General features: G+C 41.5%; 13 protein-coding genes. 6 read left to right on the top strand and 7 right to left on the bottom strand.

Translation table 11 applies throughout. From position 1 onward, the window contains the following. Positions 1-529: PPC domain-containing protein (locus VB836_RS18150; RefSeq protein WP_323221288.1), on the bottom strand; the 529-nt coding region annotated here is incomplete at its 3' end. Between the two features lie 558 nt (positions 530-1,087). Here VB836_RS18150 and VB836_RS18145 point away from each other — a divergent pair. The 3 genes from VB836_RS18145 to VB836_RS18135 all read left to right on the top strand — a co-directional run bounded on the left by VB836_RS18145 (position 1,088) and on the right by VB836_RS18135 (position 6,497). After that, a complete protein-coding gene (locus VB836_RS18145; RefSeq protein WP_323221286.1) occupies positions 1,088-2,650 on the top strand; it encodes an NB-ARC domain-containing protein in 1,563 nt (520 codons plus the stop codon). A gap of 174 nt (positions 2,651-2,824) precedes the next feature. Beyond that, positions 2,825-5,293: a zinc metalloprotease HtpX gene (locus VB836_RS18140; protein ID WP_323221284.1), complete on the top strand. Its 2,469-nt coding sequence runs from the start codon at positions 2,825-2,827 to the stop codon at positions 5,291-5,293. Between the two features lie 730 nt (positions 5,294-6,023). Continuing rightward, on the top strand, positions 6,024-6,497 hold the full coding sequence (locus tag VB836_RS18135) for an RNA recognition motif domain-containing protein (RefSeq protein ID WP_046277864.1): 474 nt from the start codon (positions 6,024-6,026) through the stop codon (positions 6,495-6,497). 94 nt (positions 6,498-6,591) lie between these two features. Here VB836_RS18135 and crtB read toward each other — a convergent pair whose 3' ends face one another. Both crtB and pds read right to left on the bottom strand, forming a co-directional pair. Next, positions 6,592-7,521: a 15-cis-phytoene synthase CrtB gene (gene crtB / locus VB836_RS18130; RefSeq protein WP_323221282.1), complete on the bottom strand. Its 930-nt coding sequence runs from the start codon at positions 7,519-7,521 to the stop codon at positions 6,592-6,594. A gap of 44 nt (positions 7,522-7,565) precedes the next feature. Beyond that, on the bottom strand, positions 7,566-9,020 hold the full coding sequence (pds, locus tag VB836_RS18125; RefSeq protein WP_323221280.1) for a 15-cis-phytoene desaturase: 1,455 nt from the start codon (positions 9,018-9,020) through the stop codon (positions 7,566-7,568). A gap of 320 nt (positions 9,021-9,340) precedes the next feature. Between pds and dnaK the strand changes: the two genes are divergently transcribed. Together dnaK and VB836_RS18115 are read left to right on the top strand one after the other, a co-directional pair. Then, the gene (gene dnaK, locus VB836_RS18120; RefSeq protein ID WP_323221278.1) at positions 9,341-11,341 is read left to right on the top strand and encodes a molecular chaperone DnaK; all 2,001 of its coding nucleotides are present in this window, start codon (positions 9,341-9,343) and stop codon (positions 11,339-11,341) included. A gap of 67 nt (positions 11,342-11,408) precedes the next feature. Further along, complete coding sequence (locus tag VB836_RS18115) at positions 11,409-12,410, top strand: J domain-containing protein (RefSeq protein ID WP_323221276.1); 1,002 nt, start codon at positions 11,409-11,411, stop codon at positions 12,408-12,410. A gap of 77 nt (positions 12,411-12,487) precedes the next feature. Here the strand turns inward: VB836_RS18115 and VB836_RS18110 are convergent, their stop codons facing one another. From VB836_RS18110 to VB836_RS18100, 3 genes are all read right to left on the bottom strand, one after another. After that, positions 12,488-14,128, bottom strand: coding sequence for a hypothetical protein (locus tag VB836_RS18110; protein ID WP_323221274.1), 1,641 nt, complete (start codon positions 14,126-14,128; stop codon positions 12,488-12,490). 61 nt (positions 14,129-14,189) lie between these two features. Next, the gene (locus tag VB836_RS18105) at positions 14,190-14,444 is read right to left on the bottom strand and encodes a hypothetical protein (protein WP_323221272.1); all 255 of its coding nucleotides are present in this window, start codon (positions 14,442-14,444) and stop codon (positions 14,190-14,192) included. A 164-nt stretch (positions 14,445-14,608) separates the two neighbouring features. Then, positions 14,609-18,328, bottom strand: coding sequence for a WD40 domain-containing protein (locus VB836_RS18100; protein WP_323221270.1), 3,720 nt, complete (start codon positions 18,326-18,328; stop codon positions 14,609-14,611). Positions 18,329-18,653: 325 nt separating this feature from the next. Here VB836_RS18100 and VB836_RS18095 point away from each other — a divergent pair, with 325 nt between their 5' ends. Next, positions 18,654-19,115, top strand: coding sequence for a hypothetical protein (locus VB836_RS18095; RefSeq protein WP_323221269.1), 462 nt, complete (start codon positions 18,654-18,656; stop codon positions 19,113-19,115). Positions 19,116-19,209: 94 nt separating this feature from the next. Here the strand turns inward: VB836_RS18095 and VB836_RS18090 are convergent, their stop codons facing one another. Next, a complete protein-coding gene (locus VB836_RS18090) occupies positions 19,210-21,303 on the bottom strand; it encodes a caspase family protein (RefSeq protein ID WP_323221267.1) in 2,094 nt (697 codons plus the stop codon). Between the last annotated feature and the right edge of the window lie 34 nt (positions 21,304-21,337).

Here is a 21,337-nt window from a genome sequence, read left to right as displayed (position 1 = left end):
GTATTTCTAGATCGGCATCAGCAGTTAAACCTTGTAAAACTACTTCCAAAGATGAAGGTGTATCAAGTGTAAATCTGAAGTAATCTTCCGGGTCAGAATTCCCGATCTCGCCGAAAGCACCACCATCTACTCCGGGAGTTAGTCTTCCTAAATCCACGGCTGTTTCTAGAGTATTATTATTGTCGTTTGAAGTGGATGTGGGAATTAAAACGAGGTCATATGGTGTCGGGCTTCCTAATTCATATACACGTGCAAAATAATCACCCGCTTCCAGTTCAAGTTGAAGATTTTCGCTGGTAGACCCGTAATTAATTGACGAAGTTATAAAGTTACCATTGCTGTCAAGTATTTCTAGATCGGCATCAGCAGTTAAACCTTGTAAAACTACTTCCAAAGATGAAGGTGTATCAAGTGTAAATCTGAAGTAATCTTCCGGGTCAGAATTCCCGATCTCGCCGAAAGCACCACCATCGACTCCGGGAGTTAGTATTCCTAAATCCTGTGCTGTTTCTAGAGTATTACCTGACATAATTTATTTATCCTAAAGTTAATCAATCAGTTTATTTCATTAAAAAGATAGAAAATACTCTACCCTTTCCCTTTATTACGCGATCGCAAAGTGTAGCGTTAAAGGGAAGCGTAACTTAAAACTATCTTCTTTGCTGAAGTTTGAACAAAAATTCTTCCTAAATTTCTTAAGATAGATGATGCTTGAGCGGGTTGAGAAACAAATACAGTGGCAGCTGTAACTGATAGTGAATAAAAGATGTATTTGAAAAGCTTCATTTTTTGTATTTCTCCTACTGATCTCATCCTGTTTCAATATTAACAAACTCTAAAGCCCAATGTCACCTAACAACTATTAGGAGTTTTCGATAAATTTTGTTAGGTAAACTAGACAAGGTGTTAGGTAACGTGTTAGGTTTATTAGGTACGGTAAAAACTATCCGGTAAAGTTTAAGTATTTTTACGGAGTATTTAGGGGTGGTTACATTAGCTTCTCCGTAATTTCACGCTCGTTCTGAGAAGAATACAAATAAGCTTTACAGGGTGCTATCAGCTTATTGTTATAACAACAAAAATTGAAATGGCAACTTCAACCAGTCAATCGAACCGTTCACTGGGCCAGAAGTTTCTCGAAGCGGAGGACAACTGGAACCTTGAACAACTCTACTCAGACCTCACCACCGCCAAACAATTCCATAAGAATAGTGAGAAACAAAAACTCACCAAAACAGAAAAAACTGTCCTGCGGGGATTGCTGTGTGGTTCGAGTCCCTCGGAAATTGCCACTGCACTTCATCGAAATTGTTCGGGTTTAAGGGTGGATTTATCCAGGGGATTGTATCGTTATATAGAAGTCATAACCCAGAAATCCCTACATCATTGGAAAGATGTTTCTGTATTTCTCGAAGCAGCAGAATATAAACTAGAAATTCATCTTAATAACGAAGAAATTCCGACTTCTGAAGCTGTAAATATCGCCCAAAAAATAGCCGAAAATCATCCACAACAACCCCTGACAACCTCGACTCCCCTCACAACCCCTTCACCTGTTAAACCCCAAAAAATTGACTGGATAGAAGCGATAGATGTTTCAACATTTTACGGACGGGAGACGGAACTGACGACACTCAAACAATGGATAATCGATGATCGCTGTCGGGTTGTAGCAATTTCGGGAATACAAGGGATTGGAAAAACTTCAATTGCTTCTAAATTAGCAGGACAAATACAAAACGACTTTGAATATATTATTTGGCGAAATCTCGATCATGCTCCGCCTTTTACTCATCTTCTCACAGATTTGATTCAATTTTTCAGTAAATCTTCAACCCCAGATAATCCCGAGGAATATTTAATCAGTCAGTTATTTAAGAAATTAGTTCAATCTAGAGTCTCGACCTCAAACTTTAACCAATCTGTTATTATTGCTGACGGGATACGAACCCTAATCAAGTTTCTCGAAAAACATCGCTGCTTAATAATTTTAGATCATTGGGAATCCCTATTTCAACCCAATACTTTAGTCGGTCACTACAAAGAAGGATATCAACCCGACGGAGATTTTCTCAACAAAATAGGTCAACTTATCCATCAAAGCTGTTTGCTGATTACTAGCAGTGAAACCCCGAGAACAATTAGTAGATTAACCGGGAAAAATCAAGCCGTTTGTTACTTAAAAGTTAAGGGTTTAAAACCCCAAAATGCACAAAAAATCCTCAAACATGAAGGAATAGTTGAGGAGGAAAATCTGGAACAGCTAGTGAGTGAATATCACGGAAATCCCCTGGCTTTACAAACCATTGGAAAAACGATTCAAACAGTATTTGCAGGTAATACAACCGAGTTTATCAACTATCCCGCCTTTTTTGGGGAGTTTGGCGATCGCCTCAGTTGTCAGTTTCAGCGACTCTCTAAAACTGAAAAAAAGCTTCTCTATAAAATAGCAGGTTCAACAGATTGTATAACTTTAACTCAACTTTGCGACCCTTCTCAATCCTGCGATTATTCAGAACTGATCCAAGTTTTGGATTCATTAGAAAAGCGATCCTTGATCTCCATAAAAATTGAACTAGATCAATGTTACTACTCGATCAATCCTCTGATTAATTACTATTTGCAAGAAGTTTTACCCTCTATTTCTTAACTCATTCATACAGTACAATTAATTCTAACCCCTAACACTTCTGCATCTATCTCCGAGTTGCGAAATCTCTACAAATCTGCCAAAAGTTAGAAAAATCTTGTAACAATCTGATAAAATACTCACAATACCCCAACCCTGGGCTATCTTAAAAAAAGTCCCAGTGGAGGAACCGCCATGTCATCTACTCCTCGTCCTCCGGCGTCGGGTTCAGAACAGTCCCCAGAAGAAACCCCTTCTCTGGAAATGGGGTTAGCGGCGCTGAAACAAAAACAATATCAAACAGCGATAACTCATCTCGAAGCGATCGCACAGTCTCAGTCTAACCGATCAGCCGGAATACAGGCGCAAATGGCGTTAGTTGTCGCCTATGAACGAACTCGCAACGTCAAAAAAGCGATCGCCCTTTGTCAAACTCTGACACAACATCCCAAACCCAAAGTAAAAACTTGGGCTGAAAATACTTTACAAGAATTAAAAGTCCGTTATTCGTTAGAAACTCAACCTCAACAAGACCCCGGTTTTGTTGCTTTTGAACCTTCCTCGCAACCCCCAAATATTCAACCCCCAAAAGATGCAGGTTTTGTTCCCTTTGAACCTCCTAAAAAACAGTCTTCTGTTGACGAACAACTGAATAATTACCGTTCAAAATCAGCCCAAAAACAATCCCATATTTTTAAAGAAATTAATAGTAATAAATCTGATTTTTTAGAAAAAAATGTCATTAATAAAATGGCTACTGACACTTCTTTAAAAAAAGAAAATAATATTCAATCTCAAGAAACATTAGATAAATTTTCAACAAAATTTGAACAATTAACTTGGCGACAAGCAGAACGAGCAACCGAATGGCGGCGTTTAAAATCGTTGAATCTAACGCGATTTTATCTCGAACAAGCTCTAACCGTTTTAGCGTTTCTTTGGTTCACGCCTCGTTTGATAGAGTTTTTAATGGATACCACGAATAATGTGTTATTGTGGTTGCCACTTCTTCAACCTCTACAACTATTTTATCAGAATCCGACTGAATCTGTTTATATCAGTTTAGCGGTATTATTTATGTTGTCGCCTTGGCTATTAGATAGCTTGCTAAAATTTGCCTATCGGATGAAACCCTTACCAATGACAGCGTTATTTAACTACAGTCAAGAAGCCAATCGAATTTTAAGAAGTTATTGTCAGCAACGCAATTGGAAAGTTCCCGCGTTGAGAGTATTACCGACAAATGCACCGATAGCCATCACCTATGGTTGGTTGCCCAGATTTGCTAGAATTGTTGTTAGTCAGGGATTACTTGATCAACTCTCGGAAGATGAAATTGCAGTCATTTATGCCCGAGAAATTGCTTCAGTCGGTCAGTGGGATTTTCGAGTGATGTCTTTTGCCGCTATTATTACTCAAATCCCCTATCAGCTTTATTGGCAATCTGCACAATGGGTTGAACAGTCTGGAGATTTGATCAACAGATTACCCGAAAAAGTCCCCAATTTTGTTCGGTCTATTCTATCGTTGATTATCCCAATCCTCAACGGAATTTTCACAATTATTTCACCTTTGAGTTATGGGTTGTATCGAATTTTGCGATTGCCCACATTGTGGCTGTCTCGCCGACGAGTTTACTACAGCGATCGCACCGCTTGCAACCTGACGGGAAATCCAAACGGACTAACTCGCGCGATTGTCAAAATAGCGATAGGAATGGCTAAGGAAATTCAGCAGCAAGGTACTAGCAGCTTACTAGAGGGGTTTGATCTGTTGATGCCTGTCAGTTCCTCTCAAGCGCTAACATTCGGTAGTGTAGCGGCTGATTATGGTAAGATCGAATCTCTGCTCACATGGGATTTAGCAAACCCCTATCGTCAATGGTTGGAAATCAATAACACACATCCGGTAATTGGCGATCGCTTGTTGATATTATCTCAGTATGCAAGTTTTTGGAATTTGAACACCGAGTTGGATTTATCAGCGAAAAATTCTGCATCTACATCGGATCGGTCTTTGCAACACCGTCGATTGCTTCTACAAGGTGCGCCTTACTTTGGGCTTCCGGCGGGTTTGATGCTAGGAAGTCTCATCTGGTTATTGGGCGGCTTTTTGTCGGCTGTGGGCGTTTGGCAATTAGAATGGTTGTTTGGGGATTTTTGGATTTTGGCAGGTTGCATTCCCCTGGCTTGCAGTTTAGGAATTTTCCTTCGCATCAATTCTTTCTTTGCTGAGATTAAACCCTCAACGCCACTACAAAACCCGAGTTTGGTGAGTCTGTTGACAGATGCTAATGCACTACCGATAGATAGTCAACCTCTGTATTTAGAAGGAAAACTTCAGGGGCGAGAAGGTTTGAGTAATTTGATGGGACAGGATTTAATTTTAAAGACGGCTACAGGTTTGATCAAGCTGCATTATATTCCTGAATTGACTCCTCTGGCAATTTTTGGCAAATCAAGCCATCCGGTTGAATTAATCGGTGAGTCGATTAATCTTAGAGGATGGTGGCGACGAGGTGCAACACCTTGGATAGATGTCGAAAGTTTACAAACTCAAGATCATCAAGTGACTTTGACAGGAGGACATCCAATTTGGTCTACAATCTTAGCTTGTGTCCTGGCTTTTTGGGGGGCTTATATGATTTCTCAAGGAGGATTCTAAGTTTTTGTAAGTTTTAAGAAGGTTGGATTTGCATTTTGCTCAACTCAGTGTTACATTTGTTTACAAAGCTTTAATAATGGATGAACCTTTCGGGTAACTCGGAGGAAAACTTAAATCAATCGGAAAAAGATTGCCAAAGACATTCAGATTGTAGTCAGAAAAAATTTTGAAGCAATTGCTAGAATTCTGCCCACAGATATGATATGTTAGAGAGTGGCTTTAAATTATCCGGTTATGGATAGTAGAGAGCAGAGTTTTATAAAAGTTGCTGTTTTTTACCGAACGGGTATTAAAGCAGGCGACTTTTTCTCCAAATGTTCTATTTTGTACCCTTGGGTGTACTAAACTTGAGTAGGCGTTACATCGACAGGAAGCTGAAATCCATTGATATTAGTTTTAGAGTCTGGGTTAAAGATGTTTTAATCGACACTCAAGGGAATTGAAAGCGTATACGGCAGTAAGTTGTTAAGAAATGACCGGAAGTTTACAAAACAGCCTAAAAAATTATAGGTCTCTGCATCAGCGAATACAGGTGGAGAAGAAGTTTCAAAATCACCCGTTCGGTTGGTATAGACCTATAAACTGTTGTAAAGTTTTTTTATACGTGAGGCAAAAAAGCTCTCAAGTTCGAGAGTATTTTTCGAGAACAGATGTTTATTATTCAAAGGATAGCAGTCAATGTGCTGTTATCTAGTTCACTCATTTTAGTTGATATTCGGAGGTTTTAGTCATGCCCGTTCGTCTTTATGTTGGAAATCTTCCCAAAGAACTTGAACGCAAGGAATTACAAGACGTTTTTGCTGAAGAAGGAGATAGCGTCTCTGCTAAAGTGATTACGGATCGTAAGACCGGAAAATGTCGAGGTTTTGGTTTTGTCACCGTACAAACCGATGAAATCGCCGATCAAATTGTTGAAAAATACAATGGCTTCATGTTCAAGGAAAATCCCCTGAAAATAGAAAAAGCATTGCCCCGTAAAAAAGGCAAAAATGAAAAAGGAGAGGGTTCACCCGAAGAGGAAGTTCGCCCAGTAGCCACTAAAACGGCAAGCAGTAAGAAGAAAAAATCAGGTCGAGGCAATTCTTCATCAAGTCCTTCGGGAAGTTCATCAAGTTCTAGCTCGGACTCGGTTCAACCCGATCCTCGTTGGGCGAACCAGTTAGAGAAGCTCAAAGAAATGCTAGCTCAAACCACAAATACCTAGCCCTCAGACTAGATTTTCAGCTAAACAAAACCCGCCCGAATCAACTTCAGGCGGGTTATTTAATTCAATAGAGCCTTATTAAAGACGTTCAAGATTACAACACAATGGACCTCAAAAGCGCAACAGGTAAACAGAACATTTTACGCTGAGTCGGAACATAAGCCCGTCGGGTAAAAACATCATACCGATTGCGCTCAATTTCATCGAGAATCTTGCTGTAGAGAAGTAATGCAGACCAAACCGGCCAGCGAATATCAGGACTCAAAGCGCGAATCCCTCGTTCAGCCAGAGTATAGAACTTACGCGCTCGCTGAATTTGAAAACGCATCAGTTCTCGCCAGCGATCATCGACAACTCCCTTCAATAAATCCTCTTGCGTGTAGTTGAACAGGGCTAACTCTTCTAGGGGAAGATAAATACGACCTCGGCGAGCATCCTCACCGACATCTCGGAGAATGTTCGTCAATTGATTAGCAATTCCAAGGGCGATCGCTTCTTCTGTCGGGATATCAAAGCCAAGTTCATGATCCCAGGGTGCCTGATAGTCCGGTTGGGCAACGCCCATCACGGCCATAGACATTAACCCAACTGTACCCGCCACCCGATAGCAGTACAGTTTCAATTCTTCAAACGTTTCATATCGACTGCGGTAAAGATCCATCCGTTGACCCGCAATCATATCTCGAAACGGCTGAATATCCAGAGGATACTGGCTGAGAGTATCCACTAGAGCCACGTCCTCATCGTCAATGGGATGACCTGCGAAAAGAGATTCGAGGTGTTTTTCCCAATGATCCAAAGTTTCAGCCGTTGTCGAACTCGCCATCGGCCCATCGACCAGTTCATCGGTACGGCGACACCAGACATAAATTGCCCAGATCGCCCGACGCTTGGCTTCTGGCATGAGCTGAGTTCCCATATAGAAAGTTTTGGAATACTCCGCAGTAATCTGACGACAGAGTTCGTAGGAGTCTTCCAAGGAAGCCAGAGTTCTCATCCGGAGGGACTTAGACAGTTGTAGCATTCGTCGTTTTTCTGCTCTGTCGCTATCAGCCGTAAATCGGTTGGTTATTGTGTAACAGGGGTGCGGGTTGGGGAATTGACAGAGGCTGAATTACCGTTAAGGGCAGAATCAACCCGAGCAGCCTGGGCTTGCTTGTCAATTGAGGCTGAATGCTGACTAATAGCTTGCGCTGTTAGTTTACCAGAAAGTACAGCACCTTCCATACTACCCAGGTATCGTTGCATCGTATAATCCCCAGTTAGAAAGAAATTGGGAATCGGTGTAACTTGGGAAGGACGACAAGCTTGAGCGCCTGGAACAGCTTTGTAAACCGAACGTGGGGTCTTGACCACATGAGACTTCAACAACTGCGCCTGATGGGGAATTTGAGAGGGAAATAATTTTTCCAATTCTGCCATCGTTGCTGCCACAATCTCCTCATCAGACTTCGCGATCCAATCTTTGGCTGGGGCTAAAACTAACTCTAACATCGAACGATCCGGATCGGAATAAGCCTGACAAGTATTACTCATGTCGGCGTACACACTCAGAAGCGGCGATCTCGAAAACAACAGATGATCAATATCCGTCAGCTTGCGATCAAACCACAGATGCACGTTGATCACCGGAACCCCCTCTAAACCGTCTAGCTTTTGAAAATCATCCAATTTTTGCCAAGCTTCCGGTAACATCAACTTCAGGGGATCAACAGGCATCGCCGAAACATAAGCATCAGCCGTTAACACCTCCTCTGACCCACCGACTTGAAAGCCACTGATGCTGTGATCGGCATTGAGTAAAAACTTTCTAATAGGTGAATTGAGTCGGACTTCACCACCTCGCTCCGTGATATAATCTACAATCGGTTGACAGAGGCGTTCTGTAGGCGAACCATCCAAAAACGCCATCTTGGAGCCATTTTTCTCTTGTAAGAAGCGGTTGAGTGCTGTTAGGATAATCGTTGCTGAAATCTCATCCGGGTCAATAAAGTTCAGAGCTTTTGACATGGCGATAAACACTTCCTTCTCAACCCGAGGCGGAACATTTTGCCGTTTGAGCCAGTCTGAAAAGGAGTATTGATCCATCTCCTCAACATACTTTTGCCCCTGAACCATCGCCGGAATTAACCCCAAGCCAAACCGGATCTTTTCCGGCCAAGTGAGCATATCATTATTACGCAGGATCGCGATCACTCCATTAATCGGAGCAGGTAGGTCAGGAAAATCAAACCGAGAATAGGTACCAGGCTTCTCAGGCTGGTTAAAAATCATCGTGTGTTCTTTCCATTGCAGCCGATCCTCGATGCCCAGTTCTTTGAAAAGCTGCAACATATTGGGGTAAGCACCGAAAAAAATGTGCAAACCCGTTTCGTACCAGTCCCCGTCTTCGTCTTTCCATGCAGCCACCTTGCCCCCTAATACATCTCGCCGTTCCAGAACAATGGGCGTATGACCCAAATCTGCGAGATATTTGGCACAAGATAAACCTGCTAAACCTGCTCCGGCGATCGCAACTCGCATTGATAACCTTTAGTCTGTGTGCTTATATTTCGTTCTCATTATACTTTACATCTTGTTACATTCAAGTCCAAGATTTGTTAAAGAAGGGAATAGGCAAAAGGCAATCTTGCAAAAGGCAATCTTGCAAAAGGCAAAAGGCAAGAGGCAACAGGCAAGAGGCAACAGGCAAGAGGCAAGCGAGGGAGAAACTGTTCCCTGTTCCCTGGTCACTGCACGGTACTTGGTAACTGGTCACTGTATAAAGTTCCAGAGCTTTACGCGATAAAATAGATAATCGGACAACTAAGGCAAATCGAAGCACAAAAGGAGAAAACCAACGCATGGGAAGAGTAGTCGGCATTGACCTGGGGACAACCAACTCTGTGGTCGCTGTCATGGAGGGCGGTAAGCCTGTTGTGATTGCCAATTCTGAAGGAATGCGGACAACCCCCTCCGTCGTTGGTTTTACCCGAGAAGGGGAACGCATTGTCGGACAAATGGCCAGACGTCAAGCCATTTTAGATCCCCAAAATACCTTTTTTGGGGTGAAGCGGTTAATCGGCAATAAATACGCTGACCTCACCCCCGCCTCAAAGCGGGTTCCCTACACCATTCGCCGGGATGAGGTCAGTAACGTTAGAATCAATTGTCCTCGACTGAAAAAAGACTTCGCCCCAGAAGAAATCTCAGCAATGGTTTTGCGAAAACTGACTGAAGAAGCCAGCCGTTTTCTGGGGGAAGAGGTAACTGGGGCGGTGATTACCGTTCCCGCCTATTTTAACGACTCCCAACGCCAAGCCACCCGTGACGCCGGACGGATCGCCGGACTGGATGTAAAACGCATTCTCAACGAACCCACCGCCGCCTCTCTGGCCTACGGACTGGAAAAACGCGAATATGAAACCATCCTCGTCTTTGACTTAGGCGGAGGGACTTTTGATGTTTCCATTCTCGAAGTTGGGGATGGCGTATTTGAAGTCAAAGCCACCAGTGGCGATACTCAACTCGGTGGAAATGATTTTGACCAAAAAATTGTCGATTGGTTGGCCGATAAATTTCTAGATCAAGAAGGCGTCGATCTCCGACGCAACCGCCAAGCCTTACAACGTTTGACTGAAGCCGCCGAAAAAGCCAAAATCGAACTGTCTGGCATCGGTGTCACAGAGATTAACTTACCGTTTATTACAGCAACTGAAGAAGGGCCGAAACACCTGGAATATCGACTCACCCGAGGTGAATTTGAAGGATTATGTGCGGACTTAGTTCAACGCTTGCGTCGTCCGATCAAACAGGCTTTGATGGATGCTAATCTTAATCCAGATCGGATTGATGAAGTGATATTAGTCGGCGGATCAACCCGAATGCCGATGGTTCAACAAGTGGTTTATAGCTTAATTGATCGCGAACCCAATCAAGGCGTTAACCCCGATGAAGTGGTTGCAGTGGGGGCCGCCATTCAAGCCGGAATTTTAGCCGGAGAAGTGCGAGATATCTTACTCTTGGATGTAACACCTCTATCTCTAGGGTTAGAAACTATTGGCGGTGTGATGAAAAAACTCATCCCTCGCAATACGACAATTCCCGTGCGACGATCTGATATTTTCTCGACCTCAGAAAACAACCAAACCTTAGTCGAAATTCACGTCTTACAAGGTGAACGGGAGTTAGGCAGCGATAATAAATCCTTGGGTAAATTTAAACTCACGGGAATTCCGCCCGCCCCTAGAGGTGTTCCGCAAGTTCAGGTTTCTTTTGATATTGATGCCAATGGAATCTTACTGGTGACAGCCTTAGACAAAACCACTGGACGGGAACAAAGCGTTACCATTCAAGGGGCATCCACTCTCAGCCAAGAAGAAGTGAACCGCATGATCCAAGAAGCCGAACAATTTGCGGATCAAGATCGCTTACAGCGTGAACGAGTCGAAAAACGCAACCGCGCCCAAGCTTTAACCTACCAAGCGGAACGACAACTGCGAGAAGTCGCCTTAGACTACGGAATGCAATTTGCCCAACGTCAGCGAGGACGCATTGAAACCCTAATTCGGGCTTTGCGTGATAGCCTGGAACGGGATGATGATCGCGGAATTGACCAAATTGGGGCGGATCTACAAGATGCTCTTTATGAACTCAGTCGAGAAGTGTCTGCTTTTGCGTCTGAGGACGAAGATGATTTGTTTGGATCGATCAAACGCACGTTTTCAGCTAGCGATCGCCGTCGAGAAGAACGATATGTCAACCGCGACTATCCCCCTCAATCCGAACGTTTGGACGAAGGTCGAACGACTAAACGCTATTATCAAAGTGATGACTGGGATGAACAAGATGATGATTGGCTATAAAGTGTTTTCAGAAGCATAAATTCGGTCGATACTTTCAATTTAAAACGTAAAAATCGTCAACCCAATCATGCAAAACTTCCGGAATTATTATCAAATTCTAGGCGTTCCCAAAGACGCAACTTTAGAAGAAATTAAAAGAGTCTATCGCCGACTAGCCAGACAATATCACCCCGATCTCAATCCCGGTGATAAAGAGGCTGAGGAAAAATTTAAAGACATTGGAGAAGCCTATCATATTCTGTCTGACCCCGAAAAACGATCGCAATACGATGAATATAGTCAATTTTGGAAGCAAAAAGGCTTTCAAGGTCGCAAGAGTTCGCCTTTTTCGGGCTTGAAAACTTGGGCTAGTAAATCAACCAATGGTCGGACTCAAACTGAAGAAGTTGATTTTGGAGACTATGCCGATTTTAATACGTTTGTCGATCAATTGTTAGGGCGACGGCGAGAAGTCCGAACAGTGACGGCTGACGCGCCTCGGGTGGAGTCTTCTGATCCCTATCGTTCCCCTCGCACAAAAGCGGTTTATACAGCAGGTTCTCGGGAAGCCAAACGAGATATTGAAGCGCGACTGACTTTACCCTTAGAAAAGGCTTATACAGGCGGAACAGAACGCATTCGCTTAGAAGATGGCCGCAGTTTAGAAGTTAATATGCCTTCTGCAATGATCACAGGTCAACGCATTCGTTTAAGAAATCAAGGCATTGGAGGCGGAGATTTATATCTGAAAATCAATATTTTACCTCATCCGTTTTTTCAAGTGGAACGTTCAGATATTATTTGTGAAGTTCCCATTACGCCCTGTGAAGCGGTGTTAGGAAGTGAAATAGAAGTTCCGACTTTAGATGGTTTTGTCAAACTAAAAATCCCCCCCGGTGTAACGTCTGGGAAACGCTTACGTTTAGCCAATAAAGGTTATCCAACCGGAACGGGAAACCGGGGTGATCAATTAGTCGAATTAAAAATAGTCGTTCCTAAAGATCCCAGTCCTCAAGAACGAGAATTGTATGAGAAATTACGTCAAATAGAAGCCTTTAAACCCCGCAAAGATTTACCTGTATATCTCTAGATTTGTAGTTGCGCTAGAGCGCATTTTTTAACAATCTAAAAAGTAGGATAGGGAGAATCTAGTTAAGTCATGGAACTTCAGCTAATGTTCTCCTCAGTTTCCTCAATCTGTTCGGAGAGTTTATTGATTCTGTGCTTAATTTCGGTGTAAGCCTCTTCTTTTGTTGAAAACCATTCTAGTAGACTTGCAGATCTAATGCTATCGTCTCCATTTGCTTGGATGAATTGGGGATGACTATAGCAGAGCTTATTTACTGCTAATGCACTCCAATCCTCATCTATTGAGTCAAAAGAAACCAAAATAGTCCAGCCGTTATAGTGTGCCATGTGATGTTCGCAGAAGGGATCGTTTCGTCCCCCAACATAAATCAATTTATCTTCTGCCCATATCTCTGCTAACAATTCGTCATACACTTCAGATCTAGCAGCCGATTTGTTATATTTTTTGACGGACTCTTCAGTCTTGGGGGATATAGTAATGCAAGCCCGTTGATATAAAAAATTATTTGGGATTTTGGGGCGATAACTTTCTGTTTTAATATCGTAGTTGTGAATTGCAATTTCTCGATCTTTAAAAACCTCTATATCTAAAGGGTTCTTTGCAAATGGATTTAGGAGAACATGAAAACCATCAAGTAATGTCTCTTGATAATCTGGCTTTTCAGTAACGAAACGCTGTACTCCTGTTTCAGTTTCTGATTTAATAGCTCTAGAACCATAAAAGATCACAGGATATTTCCCAGATCCAGCAAGAGCGCGAACTTTGCAGAAAGCTGCTCGATTATTAAAGAATACGGCACTCACATCAGCCATATCAGAATTAGTAAATAATCCTAAAGGAATGTCAACTCCAGGTTTCTTCTGAACTCGATAGCTTCTAGATTCACCTACAATCAGCATTTCTCCATCTTGAGAACCTGGAAGAATCAGGAGCTGATCAAATCCATAAAGAACTCGAATAATAGCTATAGAATCTTGAAGAAAGAAAAAGGGCTGTTCAAATGGACTGACGCATATAACAAATGGTTTATTTTGAACATGAGGAAGTTTTGAATAGGTTTTGATAAATTTCTTGTGTTTATCAGTAATAGCCTGCAACAACCGAAGAGTAGATAACCGTAAAATATCCTCCATGCTGATTTTATCTAGCTGACGCAAATCCTGATCCCACTCGGGGCGAAACCCTTTAGGATTGTTTGTTGTAACTGCCTCAGCAATGATTTCTCCATGGGGAGATGTCATCACAAAATCAGGAGTTTCGTAGGATAGGTTGACAGTAAATCCAAGTTTTTTGAAGCAAGCGAAGAGGTATAATTCCCAAAATGATGAATTGAATGTTGTTTGAAATTCCTTCACGAACTTCCCATCTCGATCAGTAAACCCATCAGCCCAAGTTTTCAGAACTTCAATTTCTGGATCGCACAAGCCTGGTTGTGTTATAAAGCGAAAATATTGATGCTGTCGTTCAGGAGAAACAATAGGTGTAAAGAGATCCATATTTGCAGTCGCCAGAAAAGGAATTCCCGGAGAAAAAGAACTATAAATACTGCTCACTAACAATCGTTGTTGCTTTTCCGAAAAGATATTATCCATCGGAGTATCATCTTCTGTAATAATATGGCTCAGATCGGGAGCTTGTACTTCGTCTTGCCAGTTCGGGAATTCCTCAATATTATCAGTAGATTGTTGTTGAGAGGGAGAAGTTGTTGGGTTAGCCATTTTCAAATAATTCCTGTAAAATTTACCTCACCCCTCTCAATTATAAAATTCTACAAAATAATCAACTCGGGTCTCTGTCTTTACCGGGATTTTCAGGTTCAATCTCTTCAATTGACGTTGAGTCTCTATCTACCTTAGCAGGATTTTCAAGGTTTTCAGGTGTTGGTTTGGTTTCGCCTCTGTCTACTTTCCCCTGATTTTCAAGGGGTTCAGGTGTTGGTTTGGTTGGGCCTCTGTCGCGTCCAGGATCGCCCCGAGATTGAGAAGTTTCTTCTATATTTTGATCTTCTGGAACCGACTTTTTTTCTTCGTTCATCTTAAAATAGCACCCCATAAAACAAAAACTTTTAGTATTGTACTATGAATACTGTTAAGCATAAACCTGATTGATAACAAACTTTATATTTCAGGGGTTATATACATTGAAAAACCAGATTGAACGGTGGGAGATAAGTAGTATTTCCTGAGTATTTTAAACTATCACTCTTCCACTGCTCCTAACGCTTTTAATGCTACTTTTTGGGCGGAAGTTAAACCGATTGCCCCCGTCATTTTCATTCCTTCATAGGGACGTGCTAAAATCATTGTACCTAAACATTTCCCGGTTTTCATTTCCCACAATTTAATCGTTTGATCATCACCGCCACTGACAAAGGTTTTTCCATCAGGACAACAAGCCACAGACCAAACCGTTTGACGATGTTCGTGACAGGTATAAACACAGTTTCCCGTTTGCAAATTCCACACTTTCACCGTATGATCATCGCTGCTACTAACAATTTGACTGCCATCATTATTAAACGCGACTGACCGCACTCGCTGGCGATGTCCTGTTAAAGTCAGCACACATTTTCCCGTTTCAACTTCCCACAGTTTAACAGTGCGATCGCCTCCTGCACTCGCCAATATTTTACCACAAGGACTAAACGCCACGCATAACACCCAGTCGGTATGTTCGGACAAGGTTTGTAAACAAATTCCCTTTTCTACATCCCAAATTTTTAGGGTTTGATCATCACTTCCACTCGCCAATATTTTACCACAAAAACTAAACGCTACCGACTTTACCCGATGCCAATGTCCGGCTAAAGTTTGCAAACATTCTCCGGTTTCAATATCCCAAATTTTTATTGTTTTATCGCGGCTTCCCGTCGCCAACAAACCCTGACAACTAAAACTCACCGAATGCACCCAACTCTCGTGACCCCAAAGGGTTTTTAGACATTCTCCCGTTGTCACATCCCAGAGTTTAACGGTACTATCATCGCTGGCGGTTGCTAATAGGTTTCCGTTGGGATGAAAGGCGGCTGAGGAGACAATATTGGTATGACCTATTAAGGTTTTTTCGCAGGTTTTGGTGTTAATATTCCACAGTCTGACTAAACGATCTTCACTACAACTGACTAATATTTTACCATCAGGACTAAAGATAACAAACGACACCCAATTACTATAAGCATCTAAGGTTTTTAAACATTGACCTGAAGCAAAGTGCCAAAATTTAACACTTTGATCTTGACTGACACTGACTAAGGTTTGATTATCTAGACTAAACCCCACCCACCAGACTAAATGACGATGTTCTTGTAAGGTTTTGACACATTCACCTGTGCAAACATTCCAGATTTTTATCGTATTATCATTGCTTCCGGTTGCCAGTTTTTCACCATCTGGACTAAACGCCACCGCCCAAACTCGTTCTTCATATCCGACTAAATTTTTCGTGCATTTTCCGGTTTCTATCTCCCAAAATTTTACCGTATTTCCATCACTGGCTGTTACTAAGAGTTCACCGTCTGGACTGAGTGCCATTGAAGACATCCAATTCACTTGTGTTTCTAAAATATTAACACAGTTTCCCGTCGCTATTTCCCAAAATCTGACGGTTTCATCTTCGCTACTACTGATAATGATACCCCGTTTTAAATTAAAAGTAATCGCTAAAATTCGTCGGTAGTGTCCTTGTAAAACCTGTAGACATTCTCCGGTTTCTACATCCCAAACTCGAACCGTTTTATCATTACTTCCACTAGCGATCAGTTTGCCATCTTCGCTAAATGCTAGACACTGCACCCGACTATTATGACCTCGTAATGTCTTTAAACATTGACCTGTTTTGACATCCCAAAGTCTCACGGTTTGGTCATTGCTTCCACTGGCGAGAATATTGCCATCAGGACTAAAACTAACGGCCATTACCCAAGCTTTATGTCCGGGTAAAATAGATAAAGGTCGTCCTTCATTTATTTGCCAAAAAAAGATATCTTCATCAATTCCTGTGGCTAATAATTCACCATTGGGACTGAGGGCAATTGATAATACACCGCCAACAGTTTGGGTGAATACACATTGATTGAGATCGGCGTGATCAAAGTTAACTTGATGTAAATTAACCCCTTGTAAATAGGCTTGCCAAACGGTTAAATTGGAAAAGTCTAAATCGTTAATGGGTAATTTTAATTCTATCAGAAGATTAAGCAGATTTCCGGCTGCATATCCTCGTTTTTGCGGGAAACGCGATCGCAATTTATCTAAAAGTTGGGTTAAGCATTGATAGACGGCTTCTGGATGTGAAAATAGGGTTAATAATTTTTCGCTGAGAGGTTTGAGAATCAGGCGAATTTGAGCGGTTCTTAAATAGTCTTTGGTGGTGGCTTCTATTAAAGCATGGGTGTCAAAAAGATTGATTTCTCCGGTGGTGATTTCTTCAAATACTTGCTCGATCAGTTGTGCGGTGATATACTCCATCACAACAGGTTGCTGAGTAAATTGGGCGGATTGTTTTTCAATCAGCGATCGCTGTTGCAAAGATTCTAGGGCTTCTAATAAGTCTCGTTGAGATATAGCGGTTAATAAGCCTTGTTTGAGTTGAGATAAAGACATCCATTCCTGATGAATGGCTAACCAATACATCACCTGTTGTTCGAGAGAGGATAACCGAGCAAACTGTTGATCCAGTAAGTCAGCAATATCCCCAAAAATAACCGTTCCTTCGGCTAAAAACTGGGCAACATCTCCCTCAAACAGTTCGGCGATTGTGGTCGATACAATTTTTAACGCGAGAGGATTTCCCGAGTAGGATTCTATTAAAATATTAGCATCTTCTGCGGCAATTTCAAAGCCTTTTTCTCGAAAAATATCTTGACCCGCCTCTGATTTTAAGCCTTCGAGTTGCAAAGAACGAATGGGTTGATTATTGCCTTCTCGATAGCCAATTCCTCGGGGTTTTTCTCGACTGGTTAACAGCAAACAACTTTGATGTTGTGTTTCTCCAATACTTCTAAACAGTTGTCCGTAGCGTTCATATCCTTCTCGATAACTTCCCGCTCGTTTCTTGCTGTCGAGAATCGATTCAACGTTATCTAAAATGATTAAAAATCTTGAATTTTGGAGACATTGGATTAAGGTAGAAATTTGCTCATCAACCGTTTTTGCAACAGGGGTTAATTGTTCATTAGAGAGGAATTGAATTAACTCCGTTAGCAATTTTTCTAGAGGCGGTGCATTGCGGAGACTTCGCCAAATTAATTCAGAAAATTCCCCTTGAATTTGTTGGGCGAGTTTCACGGAAAGAGCGGTTTTTCCCATTCCTCCCATTCCCAATACTGTGACTAACTGACAGCGTTGTTCAAGAATCCAATTTTTCAGGGTAGAAAGTTCAGTTTCCCGATCATAAAATTCGGCACAATTTGGGGCTTCTCCCCAATCTTGACGGGAAATTTTATTGATGGTAATATTATGATTCGGTAAGATTTCAGGAGATTGTGTTGAGGAGATTTCCCCCGTTGACTGCTTAGATTTGGGTGAACGGCGTTGTTCCCATTGTTGCTCAAATTCTGCTAAATTTGCCGCAGTATCCCGTCGATGATGCCACAATTTTAAAGTAAAATGCCAGCTATCCGATCCTTGAGTCGAAGAGCGATTATCTTCTAATATTTCGATAAAATCTTGGAGACTTTTTAGGCTTTCTTTGAGTTGGGTACCATTTAACTTTTCTCCGGTTCCTATTTCGGCTGTCAAGGCTTCAAGATATCTTACCTTTGTACGGACAACTAATTGTTTCTCTGTTTGCCAGTTTACCTGAATCTGTGACTCATAGCGATCGCATTTTTCTAACTCTCCATTAGCGTAGGTGATCAAGACTTCCAAAAGGCGTTTTGTCCGTTTTTTGGACTGGGGGCCATAGTTAGGTCTTGGCATAAATACATCCCTGAGTTATTTAATTGATTCTCTCAAAAATACACGCATCAACCTAGTTTTTCAAGGGAATTTCCAGATTTCAACTCAATTGAGTGCAAACCGCAGTGTAAAATATGGCGATACACACTCAAATTTATAGTAAATTGTAGGATGAGCTTATGCAGTACCTCTGGCTACCCTCTCCTACGAGGAAAGGGAAAAGGAAGTTTGAAATAGCCATAAGTTTACAGTAGGGGTGGGTTCCCATAGATTTAGCCAATAAACAATTTCAATAAACCCGCCCCATCCCACTTATTTAAAATCCACAATAACGAGGTAAATTAACGTGTCAAATATTGATCAATTAATCGAGAATTTGCAACAGTTTGACGAAGACGAACTCAAGATAAAATTGGGGACGTATATACAAGAATTGGGAGACAATTTGAATGAACGCGGTGCCATTGATGATTTAGAAGAAGTCAGTCGGGGAGGGGTTCCGAGAGGGCCGATGGCGGATAAAGCGTTGGCAATGGGTGAACGTTTATTAACAAAATTGAATGCAGAATCCTATGATTTGTTGTGTGGAAATCCCTTCGGAGATCAGGGGGAAATGTTGCAAACCATTGAAACGGCAATGAAGGAAAACACAACAAAAGCTGCAAGTTTGATTACGCCTATTTTAGTGGCAAATTTTGGGTTAGCACCCGCAGTGGCGGCAATTGTTTCAACGTTAATTGTTCAAAAAATTGCCAAGTCTGTCGGGGAAACCATTTGTTCGAGTTGGGAAAAAGTGATAGAAAAATGATTTAGATTAGCCCCCAAACCCCCAATTATGGGGGCAATATTCAGAGTGTTGAGGAGTCAAAAGCTTTGCCCAATTGGGTTTGTTCGTTCTAATTTTAATTAACGGTAAATTGAACAACTGTCCACTTTGAACTGGGTAACGGTGCTGGGGTTACATTGCGATCGGGCGGTTGTTCTGCGGTCATTTCTTGTAACAGTTGTTCTAGGAAATTTTTAGGGTTATCTCGTACAGGTTGTTTCTGTTGAGCGAGAGGAGGTAATTCCAAGAACCGAAAGTTAGTATCATCAACACTAACACAAACTTTATAAATATTCTGCCAATTTTCTTTTTTCTCAAGATTTGGTAAAGGAATTGTTTCTTTTTGTTTGGGTTCAAGGGATATAACTATCCCCCGTCCGGGAGTTTCTGGTAAAACAGAAGAAATTGCCCAATTTTGCTGTAAATTGAACACAGCGACATAAACAGGTTGTGAATAGTGATTTTGAATTTCTAACGAATAGGTTTGATTTTCAGTTATCGTGATTTCAGTGGGATTTTCTCCGGCGTTTAATTCTTGATTTTGGTCGGGTTTCGTTGTTAGACGAACGGCGATTTTCTTCAGCATCTCTGAACGAGGATCATGGTTTTTTAGGTTGTAAACCGCTTGATATTTAGCCAAATGAACCAGGCGTTGAATGAGGGGAGAAGCCAACGTAATTTCATTAACTTTCAACGCGGGTCTTAAAATAATAGGCGTTTGAGTGCGATCGCAAACTTCATAAATAACATCGTTCACTTTCGCTTGATATTGTTCGGCTTTTTCTGCATCTAAAATTGCCACCCGAACCAAATAATCAGCTTTTTCAACCTCATCAACAAACTCAATCCAAGCATTCTTAAAAATTCGAGTTGAACTTTCGATTTTTTGTAAAGCAGCCCGTTGATTAATTTCCTTCGGTAAGGTATCATTTTCTAGTAGGTAAACTTTACGAATTAAATTAGAGGAAACTAAAGTCAACATTGCTAAATCACCCACTTTAATCGGTTGTTCGGAAAAAACCGTCTGAACTTCTCCCCAAGAAGTCGATCCTTCAACTTCCACCAGTTTAATTAAAGCTAACTGTTGTTTTGTTGAAAAGGCTGTTGTTCCAAAGGGATAAAGAGTAAATTCAGCCCCTCTTTCTAAACCTTGAAGTTCACCAACATTTAATTCAATTCGTTGTTTTTTTCCTATTTTAATATCAGTCACATTGGCGGTATATTCACTCGGAATAGACTCCCATCCAAAAATTAAGCGATCGCCTTCACCAATTAACATGGGAGTTTGCTGACGGAATAGCTTGTTAATGTTAGGCTTGATATAATCCTGTAACATTTGGTAGGTAATCATCAGTTTAGAGGGGTCTGGCGTTAATGTTTTCAATAGCCAATGAGTTAAAACCCCATTCCGTTCTTTTCCGTCAAAGGCATATTCATAAGCAGCTTCATAATGTTGACAAGCTGCTAACAATACATAACCTTTAACCTTTGCTAACAAAGTCCCTGTACGATTTCCGGCTGGATCGCTGGTTTTTCCAGTAATATTTTGCCAATTTTTTATTATTTCTTCCGAAGAAGCAACGAGGCTGTCTTGAGGACGAACTGTGTTATCAACAACGCCTGAACCCCGAACATTTTCATCTTCTCCACCTCGAACAGCACCACCCGAATGACAACTATCTAAAACAACAGTAACCTGTAACTTTTTATCGACCATTTGTTGTAATAAATAGGCAAATTCTAAATCTCGCAAATAGCGTCCGTTTTCGCTACCAATATCAGTCGGAACGAGGGTTTCATCTTGTCCAGATTCTCCTTTATATTCAGGATAGATGGTTTTTGCGCGTCCGCCATGTCCCGAATAGTGAATGTAAATGCGATCGCCAGGTTTAGCGATTTGAGTAATATGTTGAAAGGATTTGATAATATTTTTGTAAGTGGGTAATTGTTCGGGAGGTTCAACGGGTGAGTTGTTTTCTGGGTTGGATGCAGTCAGTTTAACAATTTTGTTCGGACGGGTGGGTAATTTTTTGAGAAAGTCTTCGACTTGGTTAATATCCCGAACACATCCTTTCAAACTTTTGTAGGATGAACCATCCGATAAACGGTTTTGGGAATAATAGTTAATCCCCATGAGTAAAGCGTAGAACGAAGAATTTTGAGTAGACATAATTGAGGATTTTATCTGGATTGATATCGTTTTA

Source organism: Limnoraphis robusta BA-68 BA1, assembly GCF_034932365.1.
Classification (GTDB): domain Bacteria; phylum Cyanobacteriota; class Cyanobacteriia; order Cyanobacteriales; family Microcoleaceae; genus Capilliphycus; species Capilliphycus robustus.
The sequence above is the reverse complement of the archived record's forward strand: the minus strand, read 5'-3'. Positions and strand labels throughout refer to the sequence as shown.

Excerpts from the sequence above, each read along its gene's own strand:
- VB836_RS18145 (WP_323221286.1), top strand. The coding sequence starts at position 1,088 with ATGGCAACTTCAACCAGTCAATCGAACCGTTCACTGGGCCAGAAGTTT.
- VB836_RS18140 (WP_323221284.1), top strand. The coding sequence starts at position 2,825 with ATGTCATCTACTCCTCGTCCTCCGGCGTCGGGTTCAGAACAGTCCCCA.
- VB836_RS18135 (WP_046277864.1), top strand. The coding sequence starts at position 6,024 with ATGCCCGTTCGTCTTTATGTTGGAAATCTTCCCAAAGAACTTGAACGC.
- crtB (WP_323221282.1), bottom strand. The coding sequence starts at position 7,521 with ATGCTACAACTGTCTAAGTCCCTCCGGATGAGAACTCTGGCTTCCTTG.
- pds (WP_323221280.1), bottom strand. The coding sequence starts at position 9,020 with ATGCGAGTTGCGATCGCCGGAGCAGGTTTAGCAGGTTTATCTTGTGCC.
- dnaK (WP_323221278.1), top strand. The coding sequence starts at position 9,341 with ATGGGAAGAGTAGTCGGCATTGACCTGGGGACAACCAACTCTGTGGTC.
- VB836_RS18115 (WP_323221276.1), top strand. The coding sequence starts at position 11,409 with ATGCAAAACTTCCGGAATTATTATCAAATTCTAGGCGTTCCCAAAGAC.
- VB836_RS18110 (WP_323221274.1), bottom strand. The coding sequence starts at position 14,128 with ATGGCTAACCCAACAACTTCTCCCTCTCAACAACAATCTACTGATAAT.
- VB836_RS18105 (WP_323221272.1), bottom strand. The coding sequence starts at position 14,444 with ATGAACGAAGAAAAAAAGTCGGTTCCAGAAGATCAAAATATAGAAGAA.
- VB836_RS18100 (WP_323221270.1), bottom strand. The coding sequence starts at position 18,328 with ATGCCAAGACCTAACTATGGCCCCCAGTCCAAAAAACGGACAAAACGC.
- VB836_RS18090 (WP_323221267.1), bottom strand. The coding sequence starts at position 21,303 with ATGTCTACTCAAAATTCTTCGTTCTACGCTTTACTCATGGGGATTAAC.